The sequence below is a fragment of the Bacillus sp. (in: firmicutes) genome (assembly GCF_031983925.1).
Lineage (GTDB): Bacteria > Bacillota > Bacilli > Bacillales > Bacillaceae_G > Bacillus_A > Bacillus_A pacificus.
In genome coordinates this window covers 119716-141054 of record NZ_DALYZR010000009.1, presented here as the reverse complement: position 1 = coordinate 141054, position 21339 = coordinate 119716, and the positions used below count along the sequence as shown (strand labels likewise).

The following is a 21339-nucleotide window of genomic DNA, read 5'->3' as shown; positions in this document are numbered from 1 at the left end:
TTTCTACTGTATAAACCTTGTCTCCTCCATGAATAATAAACAAGGGATCTAATTTAGCTGCTCTTTGTAATAAAAGTTCGAATTCACCACCCATCTTAAAACAGCTACCTTCAGGTCCGTTGCATCTGCTGTCTTCAAAAAACACAAAATTAAATTTATTCTTACAGTGTAATTTTTTCATTCATTCTTTCAGTAAATATTCTGAACGTCCATGTAGTGTCATAAACATCTTTTCCTTTCATAAAAATCAATAATCTATCTTTTTAATTACATGAAGATTAATTGTTAAGTTAATCAAAAAAATAAAGGTTCTATAATGAATCTTGAGAAGCAAAAATAATTGAAATCATTTGAGTATAGAGATGAAAAACTTAGATGTTGGGAACTTGTTTTTTGTGGCATCTTCAACCAGTGATGTATAGGTGCATCTTCTATGCCTCGAGATATCGCTATCCAAACTTTCTTTTCACACAGTGGGCTTATTTGGATTTTAAGTGATTTGATATGAGATTTATTGTGTTAGCGCCTTTACTAATTTTTATTGTATATAAGATAAAATGAAGGAATGGTGGAAATGAAATGTCTTTTTAAAGTTATAACAATTGCGCTTATAGCTGGGGCTATCAGCGGTTGCTCTGAGTTAGCGGAGATAGAAGAAAGAGGCTTTGTAGTAGGTGCCGCTTACGATATTGTTAAGGAAAAGAAATCTAATCCAATTATGAAAGGGACGTATCAAATGGTACTTCCCAGTAAGTTAACGCAAGAAGGTGGAAAAGGCGCAGGGAATAATTATATTGATGTGAGTGCAAAAGGAGATAGTGTGTTTGAACAAATACGAATAATCGCTAAAAAGATTAGTCGTACTTTATTTTTTCCACATATACAAGTAATCATTTTTTCTGAAGAATTACTATCGAATCCAAATGTTTTACAAAATACGTTAGATGTATACATTCGAGATCATGAAATGAGAAGAAATATTCGTCTATTTGTTTCTGAGAAAAATGCAGAAGCAATCTTGAAACAAAATGCAAAACCAGAAAATTTACCGGCACAGTATATTGATATGCTAGCTGAACACCCTCCTAAAAATGCTCAGATGGTTGAGGCAGCAAGAATTGGTGACGTGCAGGAAAAGATAATTTCAAACCGAAGTTTTGTACTACCTGTCTTAAAACCTACAAAACAGGGGATAGAAATGGATGGGGCTGCGTTGTTTCGTGGGAAGGATAACAAGTGTGTTGGAATGTTAAACGGCGAACAGACAGTGGGAATAAACTTTATAATCGGTGAAAAATTAGGAGGTTATTTTACCATACGTAAAAAGGACCAGCTTATTACATATGAAATTCATAAGCTACACCGAAAAATACAGGTATTTACTGAAAATACTACAAAACCGAAGTTTGATATTCATCTATTTCTCGAAGGTGCTTTAGCGGAGTTGCATTTTAGTGATCATAAAAAATTCATGAATGAAAAACGCTTAACGAAGGATATTTCAAAAGAGGTGGAACAAAGGATTCAAAAATCAATAAAGCTTGTTCAAAAAAAATATAAGGTAGATGTATTAGCGTTAGGAGAAGTATATAAGCGGCATAATTATAAAAAATGGAAGAAAATACGTAAGAATTGGGATCAAGGCGAAAATTATTTTAGTGATGCCCAAATTAATGTTCATGTTCATTCAATAATTGAACATTCAGGTTCAGCTTTACCCAAGAAAGTAAAATGAGTTAATTTGATTGGTTACCGAATTAGATATTAGCTGCCAAATATCAATACTAGCTATACCCCGTATTATATATTTTATTTTCATAACTTCGATTGCTTCATATACATTACCTGTATTTCTTACATAAATTATATAAGTGAACAAGCTTTTACACTTTTCTTTCAATTTCACCTTTTACTTTTCTTAATATTTTCTTTTCAACTAAAAAATTGACTGAATAATTTTTTATCAGAGGTTTGAAATAGATTAAGTAACTAGAGGTACCATGTCAAAAAAGCTTGTAATTTGGATAACATCCAAATTACAAGCTTTTTATTTTTTATTTAATTACTGCCACCAAATCCAAGCCCAAAGGTAATTTCTTATATTTCGAGGAGTAATGCGAATGAAGCGTTCACCGTCAAAGAAGCAATTTAAATTTGGAAGTGTTTCATCTGGATTTTCTGGAACAAAGGTGACGATGTTCTCGTTACTTGTAACGGTTACTGTAATTGGTGGATCGGTAGGCGAGACTTGAAGTTGTAACGAAATATTGGCCGTATTTTTAAACTCATTATTAACAGGTGGACTTATTACTTGTACTGTGAATAACACGATAATTGTTTCGTTTGGCTCTAAATTAGTGGCAACTAGGAAACCGATATTCGGATTCGCTAGTGGAGAGCGTTCACCGTTAATAAAGACAGTGCCGTTTATAAATTGTAAACCTGCTGGAATAGTATCTTGTAACGAAATATTTGAGAGTGAAATTTTGGAAGTATTTGTAATGCGTACCGTGTAATCAAAATATTGATTTAAATAAGCTGAGCTGACGGAAGCATTTTTCGTGACTGTTGTAGTTATAAATTGAACTGGTATACGAACAATATTTGAATTAACAATGAAAGTAATAATTGGATCCTGTGGTGTCAATTGAAAAGCAGCGGTAACTGTTGCAGAATTTATAATTGTACTGTTTGAAGGAATAGAAGTTACGAGGACTTGAAATGTTATAGTTGCTACTGTACCTGCAGATAAAGAACCAATATTAATACCAGTGTCTGGACGAACATTTGGAACCGAAGTACCGTTAATAGTTACGCTGTTTTCTATAAATGTTGTACCAGCTGGAATTGTGTCTATAACAGAAGTACTAATTGTCGGAATTGTGGAATCATTAAATACCTCTAATGTGAATGTAATAACATCTCCTATAACGACGATAGATTTGTCTGCTGTTTTCTCAATGTTAATTATTGGCTCGATTAATGTTGTTGTAACGGTATTTGTTTGCTTTGTAATTGTAATAGGTGGTTCATCTGGATCAATGATAACGGTATAGGAAACAGTAGCATCGTTATTAATTGTAGGTTGAAGAGTAGAAGAAGATATTGTCACTTGGAACGTAATAATGACAGAGTCATTATGAGCAAGATTTCCTAACGTAATACCATTTTCCGGATTCTCATTAGGCTGATTGATTCCGTTAATCGTAACACTACCAGCAACAAAAGTCGTATCTATTGGTATGGTGTCTATAACAAGAAGGTCTTCAATCGTTACATTACCGCTATTCATAATCGTAATTGTATACGTTAAAGTTTGAGCAGGTAAGGCATTCGTTACATCAACAGATTTTATGGCAATGACATTATCATTTTGGACAGTAGTTGTGACGGTATTTGTTGTAGTCGTATTTGTAACGGGTACGTTATTTGGGTTGACTATATAGTTAAAAGTAGTAATTGCGTTGTTGTTTAGTTCATTTGGTGTTGGAATAGTAGTCACAGTTACTTGGAATGAAACGATAGCATCTCCATCTACAATTATAGTACCAATTGGTATGCCGCTTACTGGATTCACTCCTGGAAGAGTTTCTCCGTTTACAATGACGCTATTTTCTATAAACGTAGTACCTTGAGGAATAATATCTTGAATGATTACATCATTTACTGCAACATTACCGGTTTGATTTAGTGTAATCGTATACGTTAACGCATCACCAACCGTTGCAAATGCAAGGTCAACAGTTTTATTACTATTCAAAGTCGCATGATTAATTGTTGTTACGGCAGCTGATGAAATAATAGTTTCGGTAATAGGCGGCTGGTTTGGTAACGTGTATTGGTATTCAATTGTACTCGTATTAGAGATTGGATTTGTTTGCGGAATTGAAGTAACCCGTACTTGGAATAGAATAGTTGCTGTCGTATTAGGCGGAATGTTATCAAGTTGTATCCCGCTAAGTGGATTATCATTTGGACGAGCGCTTCCATTCACAATAACACTATTCTCTATAAAGCTCGTATTTGCTGGGATGATATCTGTAACGATAATATTTTCCACTTGTATATTCCCATTGTTTGTGATGGAAATAGTGTAAGGGATAATCGTTTGTAGGTCAGCGTATTGGATAGGCGTTGTTTTTGTTGCAATTATATTAGCAGAAATAACTTCAGTGAAGGTAATATTACTAGTTGATATTTGTTCTTCGCTATTAATTGTATAACGAGAAGTGGATTGATTTTGAATACGACCACTAGCTGGAAGCGCTACGACAGTAACAGAAAATGTGACTGGGATAGAAATGTTAGGAGCAATCGTTCCTAACAATATACCGGTACTTGGATTGGCATTAAGCTGCGGAATGTTATTTACTAAAACGCTACCGTCTATAAAGGTTGTTCCACCAGGAATATTGTCTGTAAATACAAGAGCAGTAGCATCCGTATTCCCTGTATTTGTTAAAGTTGTTGTATAAGTTAAAACATCACCAATTGTTACAGAAGTCAAATCAACAGTTTTAAGTGAAACGATATCAGCATCATTAATTTGAACGAAAGTAGTGTTGGAAGTAGTCGATTTTTGAATTGGTGCAAAGTCAGGGTTGAAAATAAAGTCGTAGACGATGTTTGCAGTATTAGGTGTTGGGTTTGCAGCAGGTAAATTCGTAACCGAAACTTGGAATGTTATTGTAGCTACTTGACCTGATGTGATATTCGGGATGGAAAAGCCGATATTCGGATCTGCTGCAGGAAGTACAGTGTTGTTAACTGTTACACTCCCCGAAATAAATACTGTTCCATCTTCTATAATATCAGTAAAAAAGATGGAGTTAGTTGTAGTGGATCCGTTATTTTGAATGAGTACTGTATATTCAATAGTTTCATCAATATTAGCTAATACTGTATTAGCGGATTTTGTAGCGATAAGAATGGCATCAATAAATTGTATATTTGTAGTATTGGAAGATGTCGTTTCTGAAATTGGTGGTAAGCTTTGGTCTGGCTGATACTCATAGTGGATGACGGCGATATTATTCATGTTATTTTGAGAAGGTATCGAGTCTACATTTACTTGGAATGTAACGATAATTGTATTGTTTGGAAGGATAATATTAAGTGAGATTCCGGTACTTGGATTTTCGTTAGGTCTTGGTATGCCATCTACAAGAATGCTATCTGGAACGAATGTGGTGCCAGCAGCGATTGCGTCAATTAGGAGAGTATTTGTAATAGGTACTGTACCAGCATTTGTAACTGCGATGGTATATGTGATAATTTGACCGATGCGTGTAATGGATCTGTTAGCAGATTTAATTGCACTAACATTTGCTGTACGGACTTCCGTGTTTACTGTATTTGATAATGATCTACGCTGAATAATTGGAGAACTAGGGTCAATTTGGTATTCATATGAAGTGTCTGAGATGTTAATGACTGTATTGTCTTCAGGTATATTTGTAAGTTGTACTTGGAATGAAATAGTGACTGTTTCATCTGGTTGTATCGTGCCGAGAGTTACTCCATTTTCAGGATTCGTACCAGGCTGAATGACATTATTTATTGATAAGCTATCTTCAATGAATATTGTCCCTTCTGGAATGTTGTCAATGAACACCGTATTGTTAGCTGGAACCGTTCCGATATTTTGTAGTGTATTTGTGTAGGTAATAAATTGCCCGATGGAGACGAAAGTTACATCTGCGCTTTTAACGGAAATAATATTCGCATTTTGAAGTGATGTTGTAACAATGTTAGAATTTGCAGAGCGATTCACTGGTGGAGCTGTAGGAATACTTATATATTGGTAAGTTACTGAAGATTGATTTACAATTTCGGTTTCAGTAGGTGGATTATTTGTTTGTACTTGAAATAGTATTGTTTTGGAACTGTTTGGTGGAATCTTTCCAATTGGTATTCCGTTTTCGGGATTTGCATCAGGCTGAAGTACACCGTTAATTGTGACACTGTCGAGAACGAATGTAGTCCCAACTGGAATCGAATCTGTAAAAATAATATTTATTGCGTCAACATTGCCGCTATTTTTCACTTCAGAAATATAAAGTATAGTTCCGCCAATATCTACAGTTATTGGATTGGACGTTTTTGTAATTGTTAATTGTGCTTGCACGAAATTTGTAATGACAATATTACTTGTAGATGTTTCAGTAATAGGCGGTTGCCCTGGATCTGGTTGAATTGTATATGTTGTATTAGATTGATTTGTAATCGATTGTTGCGAGAATGGATCGTTAATAAGAACTTGGAAAGCAATAAGGTGAGTAGCGTTTGCTGCTAGGTTAGGCAAAGTAACACCTACATTTGGATTGGCACCAAGTATAGTTGTTCCGTTAAGTGTAAAACTATTGTCTACGAATGTAGTCCCTTCTGGAAGCGTATCTGAAAATATGAGATTCGTAGCTGGAATATTTCCGGTATTTTCTAGCGTTATCGTATAGGTCAAAATATCACCTGTTGTTGCTTGTTGTGCATTGACTGCTTTTAAAGAAAGAACATTCGCATCCGAAATTTGTGTGAAAGCTGGATTAGACGTAATTGTTCGAGAGATGATAGGAGCAGTTGGATCAGCGATAAAAGTATAGTCAATACGAGCTATATTAGAAATTGGATTCACGCTTGGAATGGATTGAACGATAACTTGGAATGTGACGGTGACGATTTCCGAAGGTGCAATGGAGTTTAATGAGATCCCTACGTTTGGATCAGTACCTGGAGCTGAAACACCATTAATGGTCACACTATCCGGAATAAATGCAGTTCCCTCTGGGACCAAATCTGTTAAAGTAACTGTATTTGCAGTTGTATTCCCGTTATTTTGAACGACTACAGTGTAAGTGATTGTACCGTCAGTAGACTGTACGAGGGAATCTGTATTTTTAATTACAGATAGTGATGCATCAACGACAGCTGTATTAACCGTATTAGATGAAGATGTTGCTGTAACTGGAGGTTGACTTGGATCGACAATATATGTGTAACTTGTAAGTGCTTGATTTATAATTGCTCCTTGTGGCGGAATAGAGTTTGCAAGAAATTGGAACGTAATTGTAGCAGAATCACCTGGTGCGATAATGCCAACTGGAATACCGAGAGTTGGACTTGCATCTGGAAGTGAAATTCCGTTAAGCGTAACACTATTGGGAACAAATAATGCCCCTTCAGGAACACCGTTAATGAGTAATACCGAGTTTGCAGGGAAGTTTCCAGTGTTTGTTAATGTTGCTGTATACGTAATTATATCTCCGATAGATACAATTGTTCGATTTGCTTCTAAAACCGTTGTAACAGTAGCATTATTAATTTGTGTAGAAGCACTATTAGAAGTAATTGTGCCTGTAACAGGAGGAGAAGTCGGATCAACAAGAAATTCGTATTGAACGGATGCAACGTTTGTAATTGGGTTTGAAGGCGGAGTAGATGTAACTATGACTTGGAAAGTAACGGTTAAGGAACTGTTCGTACTAACGGTTCCGATATTAACTCCGTTATTTGGATTTGCACCTGGAATGGTACTTCCATTTACGGCAAAACTATTTTCAATAAAGGTCGTTCCAGCTGGAATGAGGTCTGAGAAATTTACATTCGTAGCGTTTGTACTGCCGCTATTTTGTATTAAAACTGTATAAGTGATCGTGTCTCCAATATTCGCAAAGGCTGTACTAGCAGTTTTTACAGCTGAAAGTATTGCTGAATGAATAGAAGTAACGAAGACGTTCGTTTCCACATTGCCAGGCTGAGCCTGTAATGCATTGCCTACGTTATATTGGAAGTTAACAAATGCTAAGTTTTGGAGTTCAGGTGTGAATGTTGATGGATTGCTTACGATTTGAACTTGGAATATGATTGTTACAGTTTGATTTGGAATGATCGTATTTATGCCAATACCGCTGGTAATAGAAGTGGATGGTAATGGAGTGCCATCAACAATAACGGATCCGGCAACAAATTGTGTCCACGATGGTATCGGGTCTGAGAAAATAACGTTATTGGCAGGGATATTTCCAGTATTCGTAATTGTAGTTGTATACGTAATTGTATCACCAATCGTTGCAAAAGCTTTATCACCGATTTTAGTAGTAGTTAAAATAGCACTTTCAATTGTTGTGATAACACTATTTGAAGTAATGTTTTTTGAAACAGGAGGATTATCTGGATTAACGATATGCTGAAAGCTAACGCTAGCTTGATTCGTAATTGGATTAATAGCCGGGATTTCATTTGAAGTAATATGAAATTCTACAATGGCAGATTCGTTTGGCGCGATATCACCAATTGGGACACCTGTAATGGTGTTTGCATTTTCGATAATAGTTCCATTAAGTGTAAAACTATTTGGTTCAAAGGAAGTTCCGTCTGGAATAACGTCGGTAAAAATAACATTCGTTGCATTAACATTTCCGCTATTTGTAATTGTAACGGAGTAGATGATATCTTGCCCAATATCTACTGTTGACACATTTGAATTTTTTTGTGCAGTAAGAATAGCACTATTAATTTGTGTTGTCGTTGTATTAGATTGATTGGAAGTTGTAATAGGTGACTGGTCTGGATCAACAATATAACGATAAGTGGTAAGAGCTGAATTAGAAATAGGGTTGTTGATTGGTAGGGTTGTAACGGTAGCTTGGAATGTGATAATTGCTGCAGTACCACCGTTAATTGAACCGATATTTACACCAGTAGATAAATCAGCATTTGGAATGGTTTGCCCATTAACTGTGAAACTGTTTGGAACAAAAGTTAAATTGCTATCAAGCGTATCGATAACGGTAACATCAGTTGCAGTCACATTCCCTGTATTCGGGAGGTTAAGTGTAAATGTTATTGTATTACCAACATCCGCAAAAGTAAGATCTGTTGTTTTTGTACTTATAATATTCGCGTTGTTTATTTGAAGAAGCGTAGTGTTGGAAGTAGCCGCACTTAATACTGGAGGATTAACAGGATCAACAGTAAACTCATATGTTGTTGATGCTGTATTTGGTGCTGGATTAATAGGGGGAATGCTGTTCACTGTAACTTGAAAGACGATACTATATATTTCATTAGGCGGAAGTGTTGCAAGTAATACACCTGTATTTGGATTCGCGTCAGGTTGTAAAACACCATCGACAGTTAATGTGTTAGGAACAAATGTGACTCCATTTGGTAATACATCTGTGAATACAATATTAGTTGCATCTGTATTTCCTATATTCGAAATAGAAGTAGTGTAAAAAGCAGTTTGCCCGATATCTGCAAAGGATACACTTTCATTTTTCGTCATGGATAATAGTGCTTCTTTAATTTGCGTTGAAACAGGATTGCTAATTGAAGTTTCTGCATCAGGCGGTGAGACTAATTGGTACGATGTTGATGAGAAATTTACAATGGGGTTTTCAGTTGGTAATGACGTTACAGTAACTTGGAACGAAATTGTTACTGTAGTCCCAGCTGTTATAGTTCCGATATTTACACCGTTCACTGGATTTGCACCACTTTGAAGAATTCCATTAATAGAAAATGTGTCTGCAATAAATGCTGTTCCGCTCGGTACGGTATCTGTGAATATAACATTTTGCGCAGATGAGTTTCCATTGTTTGTTAAAGCGACAGTATAAGTGAGTGTGTCTCCAATACGACTAAAGGATTTATCGACTTGTTTTAATGAAAGAATGGTAGCTGTATTAATCGTAGTGAACACTGTGTTTGAAGTAACGGTCCTTGAAACAATAGGGGCATTAGGATCAGCGATAAATGTGTAAGAAGCAGTAGCGGAATTGGCAATAGGATTTTGGGCTGGTGTAGAAGTAGCGGTAACTTGAAATGCTATAGATATTGAGCTGTTAGGAGCAATTAATCCAATTGTAATACCTGTATTAGGGTTGAGCCCGATTTGTGTGATGCCATCTATTGTAACGCTATCAGTTATAAACGTCGTACCATCTGGTATGAGGTCAGTGAAAGTAATATTCGTAGCGTTTGTATTACCGCTATTCGTTAAAATTGTCGTATAGGTAATGGTATCACCTAGTGTTACAAGTGTTTGATCTACAGATTTCACCATCGTTATCATAGCATCTAGTACCGGGTTTGTAACGATATTTGTTGAAATAGAAGTTGTAATAGGAGTTCCGTTTGGATCGACAGTATAAGAATATAAAATTGTGTCATTACCCATAATCGAATTTGAAGGGGGAACAGAAATAACATTTACTTGGAAAGTAACAGTTACTGTTTCACCCGGTGCGATATTTGGTATAGTTACTCCCAGTGCTGGTTGTGCACCAGACTGCTGAACGCCATTTATCGTGAATGAATTTGGTATAAAGGTAATGCTAGCTGGAATAGCGCTTGTGAAAGTAATATTCGTAGCGGCTGTATTTCCTGTATTTGTAATAGTAGTTGTATACGTAATCGTATCTCCAACTGAAACGATAGATTTATCAGCACTTTTTTGGGTTGTTAAAATTGCACTATTAATAGTTGTCGAAACAGCATTAGATACATTCATTTGTGATACGGAAGGTTGGCTAGGGTCGACCACATGTGAAAATTGTACAGAACTAGAATTAGAAATTGGATTTATACTTGGAATATTTGTAACAAGTACGTTGAGAGTAATCACAGCCGTTCCGTTTGGATTTATATTTCCAATCTGAATCCCGTTAGCTGGATTTCCGATCTGCTGTGTACCAGAATCGTTTGTAAGAGTGCCAGATATGAATGTCGTTCCGTCAGGTAAAATATCTGTGAAAATTATATTTTGTGAAGTGACATTTCCAGGGTTATTTAATGTAATCGTATAAGAAATTGTATCGCCAATTGTTGCGAAAGTTTTATCTACAGATTTAACAAGTGTAATTTCTCCGGAATTTATTTGTGTCGAAACCGGATTGGATGTCGTACTTCTTGAAACGAGTGGTAAATTAGGTCCTGTCATAAATTGATAATCAATAGAAGCGCCATTTACAACTGGTGAGTTTGGCCCCCCAGGTCCAATTGTGAAAATTGGATTTGGAATGCTAACTACTTGCACACGGAAGGTAACGTTTGTAAAATCTCCTGCAATAATATCCCCAATTGGTATCCCATTCGCTGGATTTACCCCAGGTAATAAAACCCCGCCTACTCGAACGCTATCCGCTATAAACACTGTATTATTTGGAATCGGATCTGTAAAAATGATATTCGTAGCAGTTGTGTTTCCTATATTCTCCAATAAAACAGTATACGTTAAAAATGAATTTCCAGGTGCTACGTCAGAAAATAGTCGATCCACACTTTTCGTTGCTTGAATAATCGCTTCGTTAATTTGAACTAAAGTTGGATTACTTGTAGCTGTTTCTGTCACCGGCGGCTGGGTAGGATCAACAATGATCGAGTATGTCGTGCTAGACTGGTTCAAAGTTGGATTTGTAACTGGTATTGAGCCAACGATAGCTTGAAAGCTAATTGTTGTCGTTCCTCCAACTGGAATTGAGTCTAAAGAAATCCCGCTATCTGGTCTAAATCCAAGTTGTGGGATGGTATTAATTTGTACGCTATCAGGAACGAATGAAAGTTCAGGTGGTAATATATCGATAAAAACAGGTGTGTTTGCGGTAGTATTTCCGCTATTGGTGAGGGTAGTTGTATACGTAATTGTATCTCCAACAGCAGCAAATGCACTGCTTGCAGTTTTTGTTGCGATAACGGAAGCAGTATTTACTTGTGTAAAAGTTTTATTAGATTGAACTGTTCGTGAAACTGGCGGTTCATTTATACCTACAATAAAGCTATATTGAAGCGATGATTGGTTTGGGATTGGATTCGGATTTGGGAGTGATGTAATGTTTACTTGAAAACTGAGTGTAGCAGATGCATTTGAATTCAAGTTGCCAATATTGATACCATTTTGTGGATTTGCATTAGGAATAGTTGTTCCATTTACCGTAAAACTGTTTGGAATAAATGATGTACCATTTGGAATTACATCTGTAAAAATAACATTGTTTGCGGTAGTATTACCGGAATTAGTAATGATAGCAGTGAAAGTCAGTGTATCTCCAATAGTAGCAAATCTTGAATTGACAGTTTTATTTATAGAAAGAGTTGCATCAATAATTGGCGTAACCGTCGTATTCGTAACTGTACTACCAACAGCGGGTGATTGGTTTGGATTTACGGTATATTCATAATTTACAAGAGCATTATTTGTTAATGTGCCACTAGGTGGTATCGCTAAAATTTGTGCTTGAAAAGTAATGAATACAGTATCTCCTGGGGGAATATCTGCCAAGTGAATACCAAGTGATGGATCTAACCCTGGCTGCGGAATATTATCGATAGTTACAGAGTTTGGCACAAATGAGGCGCCTGCACCGAGTCCATCTGTTAAAACTGTAGCGCTAGCAGGGATATTCCCTGTGTTCGTAACTGCAATCGTATAAGTAACGATATCCCCAATTGCAGCTGTCGGTGTATTCACTGACTTCGTAGCGACGATTGTAGCGTTATTAATTTGAGTTGTTATTACGTTACTTAACGCATTGGCGGACGCTGGAGGTAAGTTAGGATCTATGACATATTGGTACGCTGTATTGCTTTGGTTCGGGATTGGATTTGGACTAGGAATGGAATTTACTATTACTTGAAATGAGATTGTTGCACTTGTATTAGGGTTTATTGGATCAATTGCAATTCCACTTGCTGGGTTTGTATTAGGAAGTGTATTGCCATTTACTGTTACACTATTAGGAATAAATGATGTTCCGTTTGGAATTACATCTGTAAAAATTACATTTGATGCAAGTGTGTTCCCGTTATTCGTTAAAGTAGTTGTATACGTAATAATATCATTTACGTTAGCAAAGTGTTTATCTGCCGATTTTACAGCGGCAATCGTAGCGTTATTAATAGTTGTCTGTACGGTGTTAGAGGCCACCATCTGCGTTACAACTGATTTGGATGCGTCGTATGTGTATTGGAATGTAGTGCTCGATTGATTCGTAATCGGATTTGGACTAGGAATAGTTGGTACAGAAACTTGGAATGCAACAGTACGTGATGAATTCGCTCCTATCGTCCCAATTAAAATGCCATTAGCAGGGTTTGCATTTGCTATAGGGACACCGTTAATCGTTACAGTATTAGGAAGGAAGATGGTACCAGCTGGAATGATATCTGTAAACGTTACGTTAGAAGCAGGGATATTGCCGTTATTTGTTAAAATTGTTGCATACGTTATGACAGCGCCAACATCAGCGAAATTTGTACTTGTTAGTTTTGTGGCAACAATATTAGCAGTATTAATTTGCGTCGTTACTATATTGCTAGTAGCGTTTCTGACAACGGCAGGTAAACTTGGATCTGCGATAAAGCTATATTGAAGTGCAGCGCTATTTTGAACTGGATTTGGTGAAGGTAAACTATTTGCACTTATTTGAAAAACAATCGTTGTAAAACCACCTGAAGGAATGGAGCCGACTTGAAGACCGGTACTAGGGTCTGCACCTTGTTGTAAAGTACCACCTATAAAAATACTATTTGGTACGATAGTGGAGCCATTAGGGATTATATCGGTAACAATAACATTATTTGCTGTAGTATTGCCAAGATTAGCTAAAGAAATTGTATATGTGATTGGTTGCCCGACATCGGCGATAGTTAAATCTACTTCTTTGACAATCACTACATTTGCTAAATTAATTTGTGTACTTACAGTGTTACTTACAGATGTTTCTATAGTTGGTGGATCGCCCGGATTTAGAATAAAGCTATACTGTGTACTAGATGAATTTAATGTTGGATTTTGTGTTGGTAAAGAGGTGACGGTTACTTGATAAGAGACAGTAAGTGAGCCATTAGCAGCAATGGAAGGTAGTGGAACACCTATATTTGGATCTGCGTTATTTTGAAGTACACCATTAATAAGAAAAGTATTTGGAATAAAGGTAGTACCGTCTGGATTCGTATCTACGAAAGTAGGGCTATCAGCAGAAACACTTCCTGCATTCGTCAAAGTAACAGTATAAGTTAATATATCCCCTACGGTAGCGAACGCTCGATCCACTGTTTTGGCTGAAATGACATTTGCATCGTTTACTTGAGTAAATGTAGTGGTTGAAGTAGTGTTCTTACTTACAGGTGAAGTGTTTGGATCAACGATAAAGTTATAGGAGATGGAAGCGCTATTTGAAATAGGGTTTGGATTTGGAATGCTAGTGATTACTACTTGGAATGAAGCTGTAATTGTAGTATTAGCATTGATGCTACCAATATTGATGCTAGCTGGTGTAACGCCTGGCTGAGTAACACTGTTAACTATAACGCTGTTTGGGACAAAAGCGGTTCCATTCGCAATTGAATCAGATAGTAATACATTGTTCGCTGCAACATTTCCATCGTTAGTAAGAGCAAAGGTGTAAGTTAATACATCACCAACTTCCGCAAACGTTTTATCTACAGATTTATTAGCATGGAGATTTGCTAGTCTAATTGTTGATGTAACAGAATTAGAATTTGCTGTTTTTGAAGTCGGTGGCAAACTTGGATTTACAGTATATAGATAAGAAGCGAAGGCGTTATTAATGATAGGATTTTGGGTCGTAATATTGATGACTGTTACTTGAAAGGATAAGGTGAAAGTAGCTCCTCCTGGTATTGTACCAATAGGTACGAAAACGAGTGAATCTACATTTTGTAAAACACCGTTGAGTGTTACCGAACCTGGTGTTAATATCGTTCCATTTGGAAGTGAATCTGTTAGCTGTACGTTAGTTGCAGCTGTATTTCCACTGTTTGTAATAAGGATTGTATAACTTATCGTTTCGCCAATTGTGGCAAATTGTTTGTTAGTTGATTTTGTTAATGTTACATTCGCATTATTAATTTGAGTGGAAACGAGATTAGAAGAAATGTTTTTTGTAACTGGTGATTGGCTAGGGTTGACGGTATATTGATAAGAAGCGCTTGATCCATTAAATACGACGTTTGACGCGGGTATTGTATTTACTACTACTTGAAATGAAACATTTTTTGTTGTACCAGTTGGGATGGATCCAATGTTCACACCGTTAGCGGGATTTGCGCCCACTTGTGTCGTGCCATCAATTGTTACACTGTTTACAACAAAAGTTGTTCCAGTAGGAATGACATCTGTAAAAATAACATTGTTTGCATTCGTATTACCTGTACCTGTAAAGGAAACGGTGTACGTTAGTATATCACCAATATCTGCAAAATTTTTATCTACTGCTTTCGTCATTGTTACAGTAGCATTATTCACTTGAGTGGAGACAATATTCGTCGTATCAGTCCCGCTTACTGCCGGTTGATTTGGCACAGGAATGTATTGATAAGTTGTTGTACCACTATTTAATATGGGATTTGTTTGCGGGATAGAAGGAACGAATACTTGAAATGAAACCGTAGTCGTAGAATTAGCAGCAATAGATCCAATTGATATACCAGTAGCGGGATTTGCGCCAGCTTGGGTAACTCCGTTCACAGTTACGCTCCCTGGAATGAAAGTAGTCCCGCTAGGAATCGGGTCCGTATATATAACATTTGTTGCAGCGATATTTCCTATATTAGCTAAGGCAATACTGTAAGTTAGCGTTTCACCAATATCAGTAAAAATTTTGTTAACTGATTTTGTACCATTAATATCTGCCAGGTTAACTTGTGTTCCAGCAGAGTTGCTTGTTGCCAGACCGTTAAAGGTCGTTCCTCCGGCGATTGGTGTATATTGAAATGTAATATTAGCAGTGTTAGAAATCGGATTTGGATTTGGCAGAGAAACGACAGTCGCTTGGAAAGTTACTGTACGAGAAGCACCATTATTGATTGTTCCAAGAGATATACCAGCGGCAGGATTTGCATTTGTTTGTGGTATGTTATCTACCATTACAGTGCCAGGTATAAAGGAAGTCCCATTAGGGAGAATGTCTGTCAAAATAACGTTATTGGCGGGAAGAAGTCCGGTATTAGGGATAGTAACTGTATAAGTGAGAATGTCTCCAATTGTAGCTACACTTTTATTCACGCTTTTCGTTGCTTGTATATTAGGTGAGTTTATATTAATTTGTAAACCGACTGTATTTAACATGTATGCATCTCCGTTAGTTGTTAAACGGATTGCGGCAGATACTTGAGAATTTGTTAAATAGGGAGAAATATCAATGGAAGTAATGTCCCAGCCTTGTCTTCCTGCAGAGATGTTTGTACCTGAAGAAGCACTTTGATTTCGCGTTCCAAATGTCCCTGTTGTATCTAAGTTTCCTGCAGCATTATTAATTTGGGAACCGAAGAAATTATTTATGGCATTATTTGGTCCGGATAAAGCGTTTAATGAACTGAAATTTGGTCCGAATAGAGCCTGATCCCCAATTAAATCAGCATCCCCTTCGGTAGAACTCAAAAATAATCGTCCGCTTACAGGTCCTCCGGAAGGTGTTAAAAATCCTGAAACAGCTACATCTGCACTACCGGTATCAGCAGAAACACGGTTACCCGCTACATAAATGGTTAAGTTTCTTGCTGGCAATGTCCCATTTTGATAAGCGACAATGAGCGTCCATCCAGAAGAATTGATAGCCCCATTAGAAGCATCTAAAGGATCAACAAGTCCAGGGACAGAGCCAGTTGTATAAGAGCCAGATCCAGCAGCTTGAACGAGAGATGTTACATCTGCAGAACGTGTATAGAATCCAAATGTGACAGATCCAGAAACGAAAGTTTGATTTGAAGCTGTAACAGCCGAAGGGGTAATTGGGTATGTTGAAACAGGTGTAGTAAAAGAAACAGGGTTTCCTAAAACACTCGTAATGTTTTGATCACGAGATAAATAGTTTCCACCCCAAACGAGTTCTGCGTAAAGAATCGTACTACCAGCAGGGATATTTAATACAGCGGTAGAACTATTTTGTGTATAGTTTAACGTTGTACCAGCAGGAAAAGTAGGTACTTGTAAAGCGGTATTCGTAGTTACGAATGCACCAATTGCCCCGATTGTACCAGCACGGTTTTGGTTACTAATTTTACTTAAACCTAGTGTGTTCCCTGTAATCGCAAGTGCCCCGTTAGTAGTGGTAGAAAATCGATTCGTAATGGGCATTTTTTCACCTCATTTGCATATAGTTTTGGTCAAAATACGATATGCATATAAACAATCAAAAGGAACATGTATAATTGAACTATAAATTCCTTCCTTAATCATTGGAAGGAATTTAATAGTAACAAGGGCTATTTTTAAATCAGTTAATATTAACATTAAAGGAAACTCCAGGGACACAAACATTGATTTATAAAACTGCATTTGTTCCTCTATTTTGTTTATTTTGACTTTTGGATAGCACCACATGCCCATCAACTTAAGAATTTAGAATTACCCCAAAATGAAAAAAATAAGCTTTTTGTTACTTAATAACGGTGTGTCTGTAGCCCTAAAAGGGGCATTTAATTATTAGAATATAATTATTACATTATCGCATACAGTAAAACATATATTTAATAATAGGAAACAGGATTAATACCTTAGCTAAATTTAAATGATTCGTACTATATCTATCAAGAAAAACCTATTCAAGATTAATTAAAATTCAATTATCTGAGCTTTTTTCAAATCAGCAAACCATTCACCTATTATATCGTTATGATGCTTAATAATTTGGGATGCCGATAATAATGTAGTGTCATATGTACTATGCCCATCTTCAACAAGAGTAACATCATACCCTAAGCTATATGCACGTCGACACGTCGCATCTATACATATTTCAGACTGAACGCCTGTAATCACAATGTGTTCGATGTCCCTTTTATTCAATTCTTGTTGAAGACTTGTTTCATGAAATGAATCAGGGTGGTTTTTTTCAAGAACGATATCTTCAGATAGTGGAGCTACAGATTCATGAATTGCCCATTCCGGATTTCCATGCTCTAATAAAGATCCTGTTTTCCCATTAAACTTCATGTAAAAAATAGGCGCTTGGACAGTACGAGCTTTATGGATTAACAATTGAATGTTTTTTAATAATTCAATTCCTTTATATAGCATTCTTTCTTCTTTAAATGAACCCACTTGTACATCTATAATAAGCAATGCTGCATAGCCTTTTATCATAAACGACCACCTCACATTTTGATTAAAATCATACAAGTAAAATATGTATAAAATAAGTATCCATTTTTAAAGTATCCAAAATGGATAGAGAATATAAATATGTGGAATCATGAATTTTTTTATCTTCAAGCTAGAAATGAATACATTAATAAAGTTTGTATTGCTTAATGTAGCCTAGAGGTGTTTGAATGTAGTGAATTTCGCACGTACAGTGTTAAGTGGCGCAAAAGATGGAGATAACTTCAAAGTCTTACCTATCGCAACGATGGGGATGAAGAATGACCATAAATAGAACCTGTTGTTTATAACAGGTTCTAATCAGAGTTATAGGCTCAATTACAGGAACTACAGATCTACTGGGGGGTAGTGTAATTCCTGATTAAAATTAAGATATGTTAAAAAATTTTAAATATGATTAATCAAATGATAACTAAACAAAATCGTTATTTTAAAGTGACTCAAAAAAGAGCACAGATATAAATGTGCTCTTAGAGAGGTAGGTTAAGTATCCTATTGGCCATTGTTCAAAGTTAATATATGTACGTTTAACTAAAAAGTGAAAAATAAAAACAGGATAGTTAGAAAAAAGCTAACTGTTTCATTGCAACTTGTAAAAAAGAATGTGGGAGGTTCAAAAAAGAAACTATATATAATTATACAAGTAAAACAGAATTGTACAGCATGAAAAGGAGCACTACATAAGTGAGTGCTCATCGATAAGGAGGTAACTTTTTTAGCTAAACACCCTTCTTAAAGAATATGCTGGAAAAGTGGGAAATAAAACTAAAATATAGTAACTAATGATGTTATGAATAACAATTTATAGGGAGAGGTTTAATGTTGTTATTATTTAAATAATAAAGCAGCTAGCTCAATGAACTAACTGCTTTATTGTCCAACAATAACGATACCCACAATACGTTGTAACTTAAAGTTACAACTATAGTATAAACGGAATTAAAAATATTATGTAAAATTAAAAGTGAGCTAAATAAGGAAACTAAAAAGAGCACTAGGTACAAGTGCTCTTTAAAAGAAGACCCTATGAGTTAATAGCTACATATCCGTAATATATGATGACAAACAAGTTAATATAAAAGAGCATTCAGCAGAAAACTAACTGCTCATTCCTAGAAGAAAAGGAAAAACAAAATTAAAGAAGTCACTGTGAATTCAAGCTGCATCAGCCCATCTATAGCATTGGACATAATGAATAGAAACAATAAGGTCATTAAAACTCACTTATAAAAACGTAAAGGAGGCACTGCTTAAATTGTAGTATCTCCTTTTAAAAAAGTTAAGTTCAGCTTTACTTCTGAAATCAAAACAGATAATAAAGTTGTTTATTTCCTTGTGAAACTAAAGCTACCATATAGTTGAATAATATAAATTGTTTTATTCGAATATATAGTTTTAACATTGACTTTCCGTCCTTATCCAATAACGGAGTAAATTCCCCTGCATATCCACTCAACTAAATAAATGATGAATTCCTATTTCTTTATCTACCATTATTACTCGTGAACACATAATTTAGAATTTTATTCGGAAAAACTCAAAAAGGCAGCTAGAAAAAACTAACTGCTCTAGTAAATACTATGAATACAATGTTTATTCGTATTCAAACTTGGATTACCTATATTGTTAACATGCCCTAAAAATTTATTCAATAAAAGAGCAGTTAGCCCAGTCTAACTGCTCGATGCAGAGGTATTGTATGCCGAGTTATTGATTTTATTCAAGGAATAAAGAAATTGTATTTATTTGAAAAATATAGTTGAAGAATTTTATAGAGAAAATGTAGCAAATTCTATATTACAAGAGATACAAGGTGTAGCTCCAATAGAAGACAGAAGTACGAAGACCTAAACAACTTTCTGAACCAAATTTTAGTAAGGCTTCAACTAATTTAACTGCATTTGAAACAAAACTAAATAGTAAAACCTAATTAAATGTGAAATTCAACTAAAATTTAATTCTACATAAGTAACAAAAGATATTCATGAAAATGGATACTTTCTCTTCTAAAAAGTATCTATTTTATGTCCATGTACAAGTGTAGAAAGACATAAAAGTCTAAACTAAAATCTCACAAATAATTGTTGATAAATAGTAATTACCATATAGCAATAGGATTTGTAAATAATAATCAAACCACATACCTAAAATCTCGAAGATTATACTTTAATGAAAAGAATTCGAGGACTTTTTGCAAAGTACGAAAAATTAGAACGTGAACTTAAAGAAGTTAAATATTGCTTGTTGAAAGCAATATTTGTAGCACATAAGATTAATACGTAAAGCAATTATCTTTATATAATCTTGATATGAATTTTACTTTGTCTTTCTATAAATATGATTTTATCTAAATATAAACAAATTACACTCTCCTTATAAAGCATCGAGGAGAGATAATGATGAATCCATTTAGAAAAACAACCCTGTTTGTATTTACACTATCAGTATTAAATACAAACATTGGTATGTCACATGGTGATATTCCTATATTTACTAAAATACAACCTGCAATACCACAAGAGGAGAATGCAAAATCAGAAGTAGAATATATGAGAAATGAATCAGTAGAATCAGAAAAGGTACTTGAAAAAGAAAATAGGCCCATAGAGCAAGAAAAAGTGATAGTAAGGCCATTGGATGTGCCGCTGATTCTACAAAAACCAGAATTAATGAGAGGTTGTGAAGTAACGAGCCTTGCTATGGTGTTGCAATTTTCAGGTGTACAAGTCGATAAGATGGAACTCGCTGCAAAGATAAAGTCTGTACCATTTCAGGGAAAGGGTATAAAGGGGAATATGCACAAAGGGTTTATTGGGGATATAGCTACATTTGATAAACCTGGACTAGGTGTTTATGTAGAGCCGATTTTAGAATTGGCAAAGGAGTATGTTTCAGAAGAGAAAGTGAAGGATCTAAGTCACAAAGAACCTCAGCAAATATATGAGGCGATAGACAGAGGGCAACCTGTATGGGTATTAACAAATGCCCGTTTTAAACGGTTACCTGATGATGAATTTTATACATGGCGTACAGATGCAGGAGAAATGAAAGTGACATATCACCAGCATAGTGTCGTTGTGACCGATTATGATGAACAATATGTATATATTAAAGATCCACTAAAGAAGGACAAACACAGAGCAATTGATCGGAATAGTTTTGAACAAGCCTGGATTCAAATGGGAAGACAAGCGATGACAGTTTCAATGTAAAACGAA

4 protein-coding genes are annotated in these 21339 nt (G+C 35.6%); 2 read left to right on the top strand and 2 right to left on the bottom strand.

Annotated features, from left to right (window positions below):
• The first annotated feature begins 574 nt into the window (after positions 1 to 574).
• Positions 575 to 1735: a Ger(x)C family spore germination protein gene (locus RTP99_RS21605; protein ID WP_000649885.1), complete on the top strand. Its 1161-nt coding sequence runs from the start codon at positions 575 to 577 to the stop codon at positions 1733 to 1735.
• A gap of 327 nt (positions 1736 to 2062) precedes the next feature.
• On the opposite strand, the gene RTP99_RS21600 is transcribed toward RTP99_RS21605, so the two are convergent.
• Together RTP99_RS21600 and RTP99_RS21595 are read right to left on the bottom strand one after the other, a co-directional pair.
• A complete protein-coding gene (locus RTP99_RS21600) occupies positions 2063 to 17095 on the bottom strand; it encodes a beta strand repeat-containing protein (RefSeq protein WP_312367504.1) in 15033 nt (5010 codons plus the stop codon).
• Positions 17096 to 17572: 477 nt separating this feature from the next.
• Complete coding sequence (locus tag RTP99_RS21595; RefSeq protein ID WP_000589748.1) at positions 17573 to 18103, bottom strand: cysteine hydrolase family protein; 531 nt, start codon at positions 18101 to 18103, stop codon at positions 17573 to 17575.
• 2414 nt (positions 18104 to 20517) lie between these two features.
• Here RTP99_RS21595 and RTP99_RS21590 point away from each other — a divergent pair.
• Entirely contained in the window at positions 20518 to 21333 is an 816-nt protein-coding gene (locus RTP99_RS21590; RefSeq protein WP_046647181.1) for a C39 family peptidase, read from the top strand.
• Positions 21334 to 21339: the final 6 nt, after the last annotated feature.

Coding starts and splice junctions, on each gene's coding strand:
- RTP99_RS21605 (WP_000649885.1), top strand. CDS start 575: ATGAAATGTCTTTTTAAAGTTATAACAATTGCGCTTATAGCTGGGGCT.
- RTP99_RS21600 (WP_312367504.1), bottom strand. CDS start 17,095: ATGCCCATTACGAATCGATTTTCTACCACTACTAACGGGGCACTTGCG.
- RTP99_RS21595 (WP_000589748.1), bottom strand. CDS start 18,103: ATGATAAAAGGCTATGCAGCATTGCTTATTATAGATGTACAAGTGGGT.
- RTP99_RS21590 (WP_046647181.1), top strand. CDS start 20,518: ATGATGAATCCATTTAGAAAAACAACCCTGTTTGTATTTACACTATCA.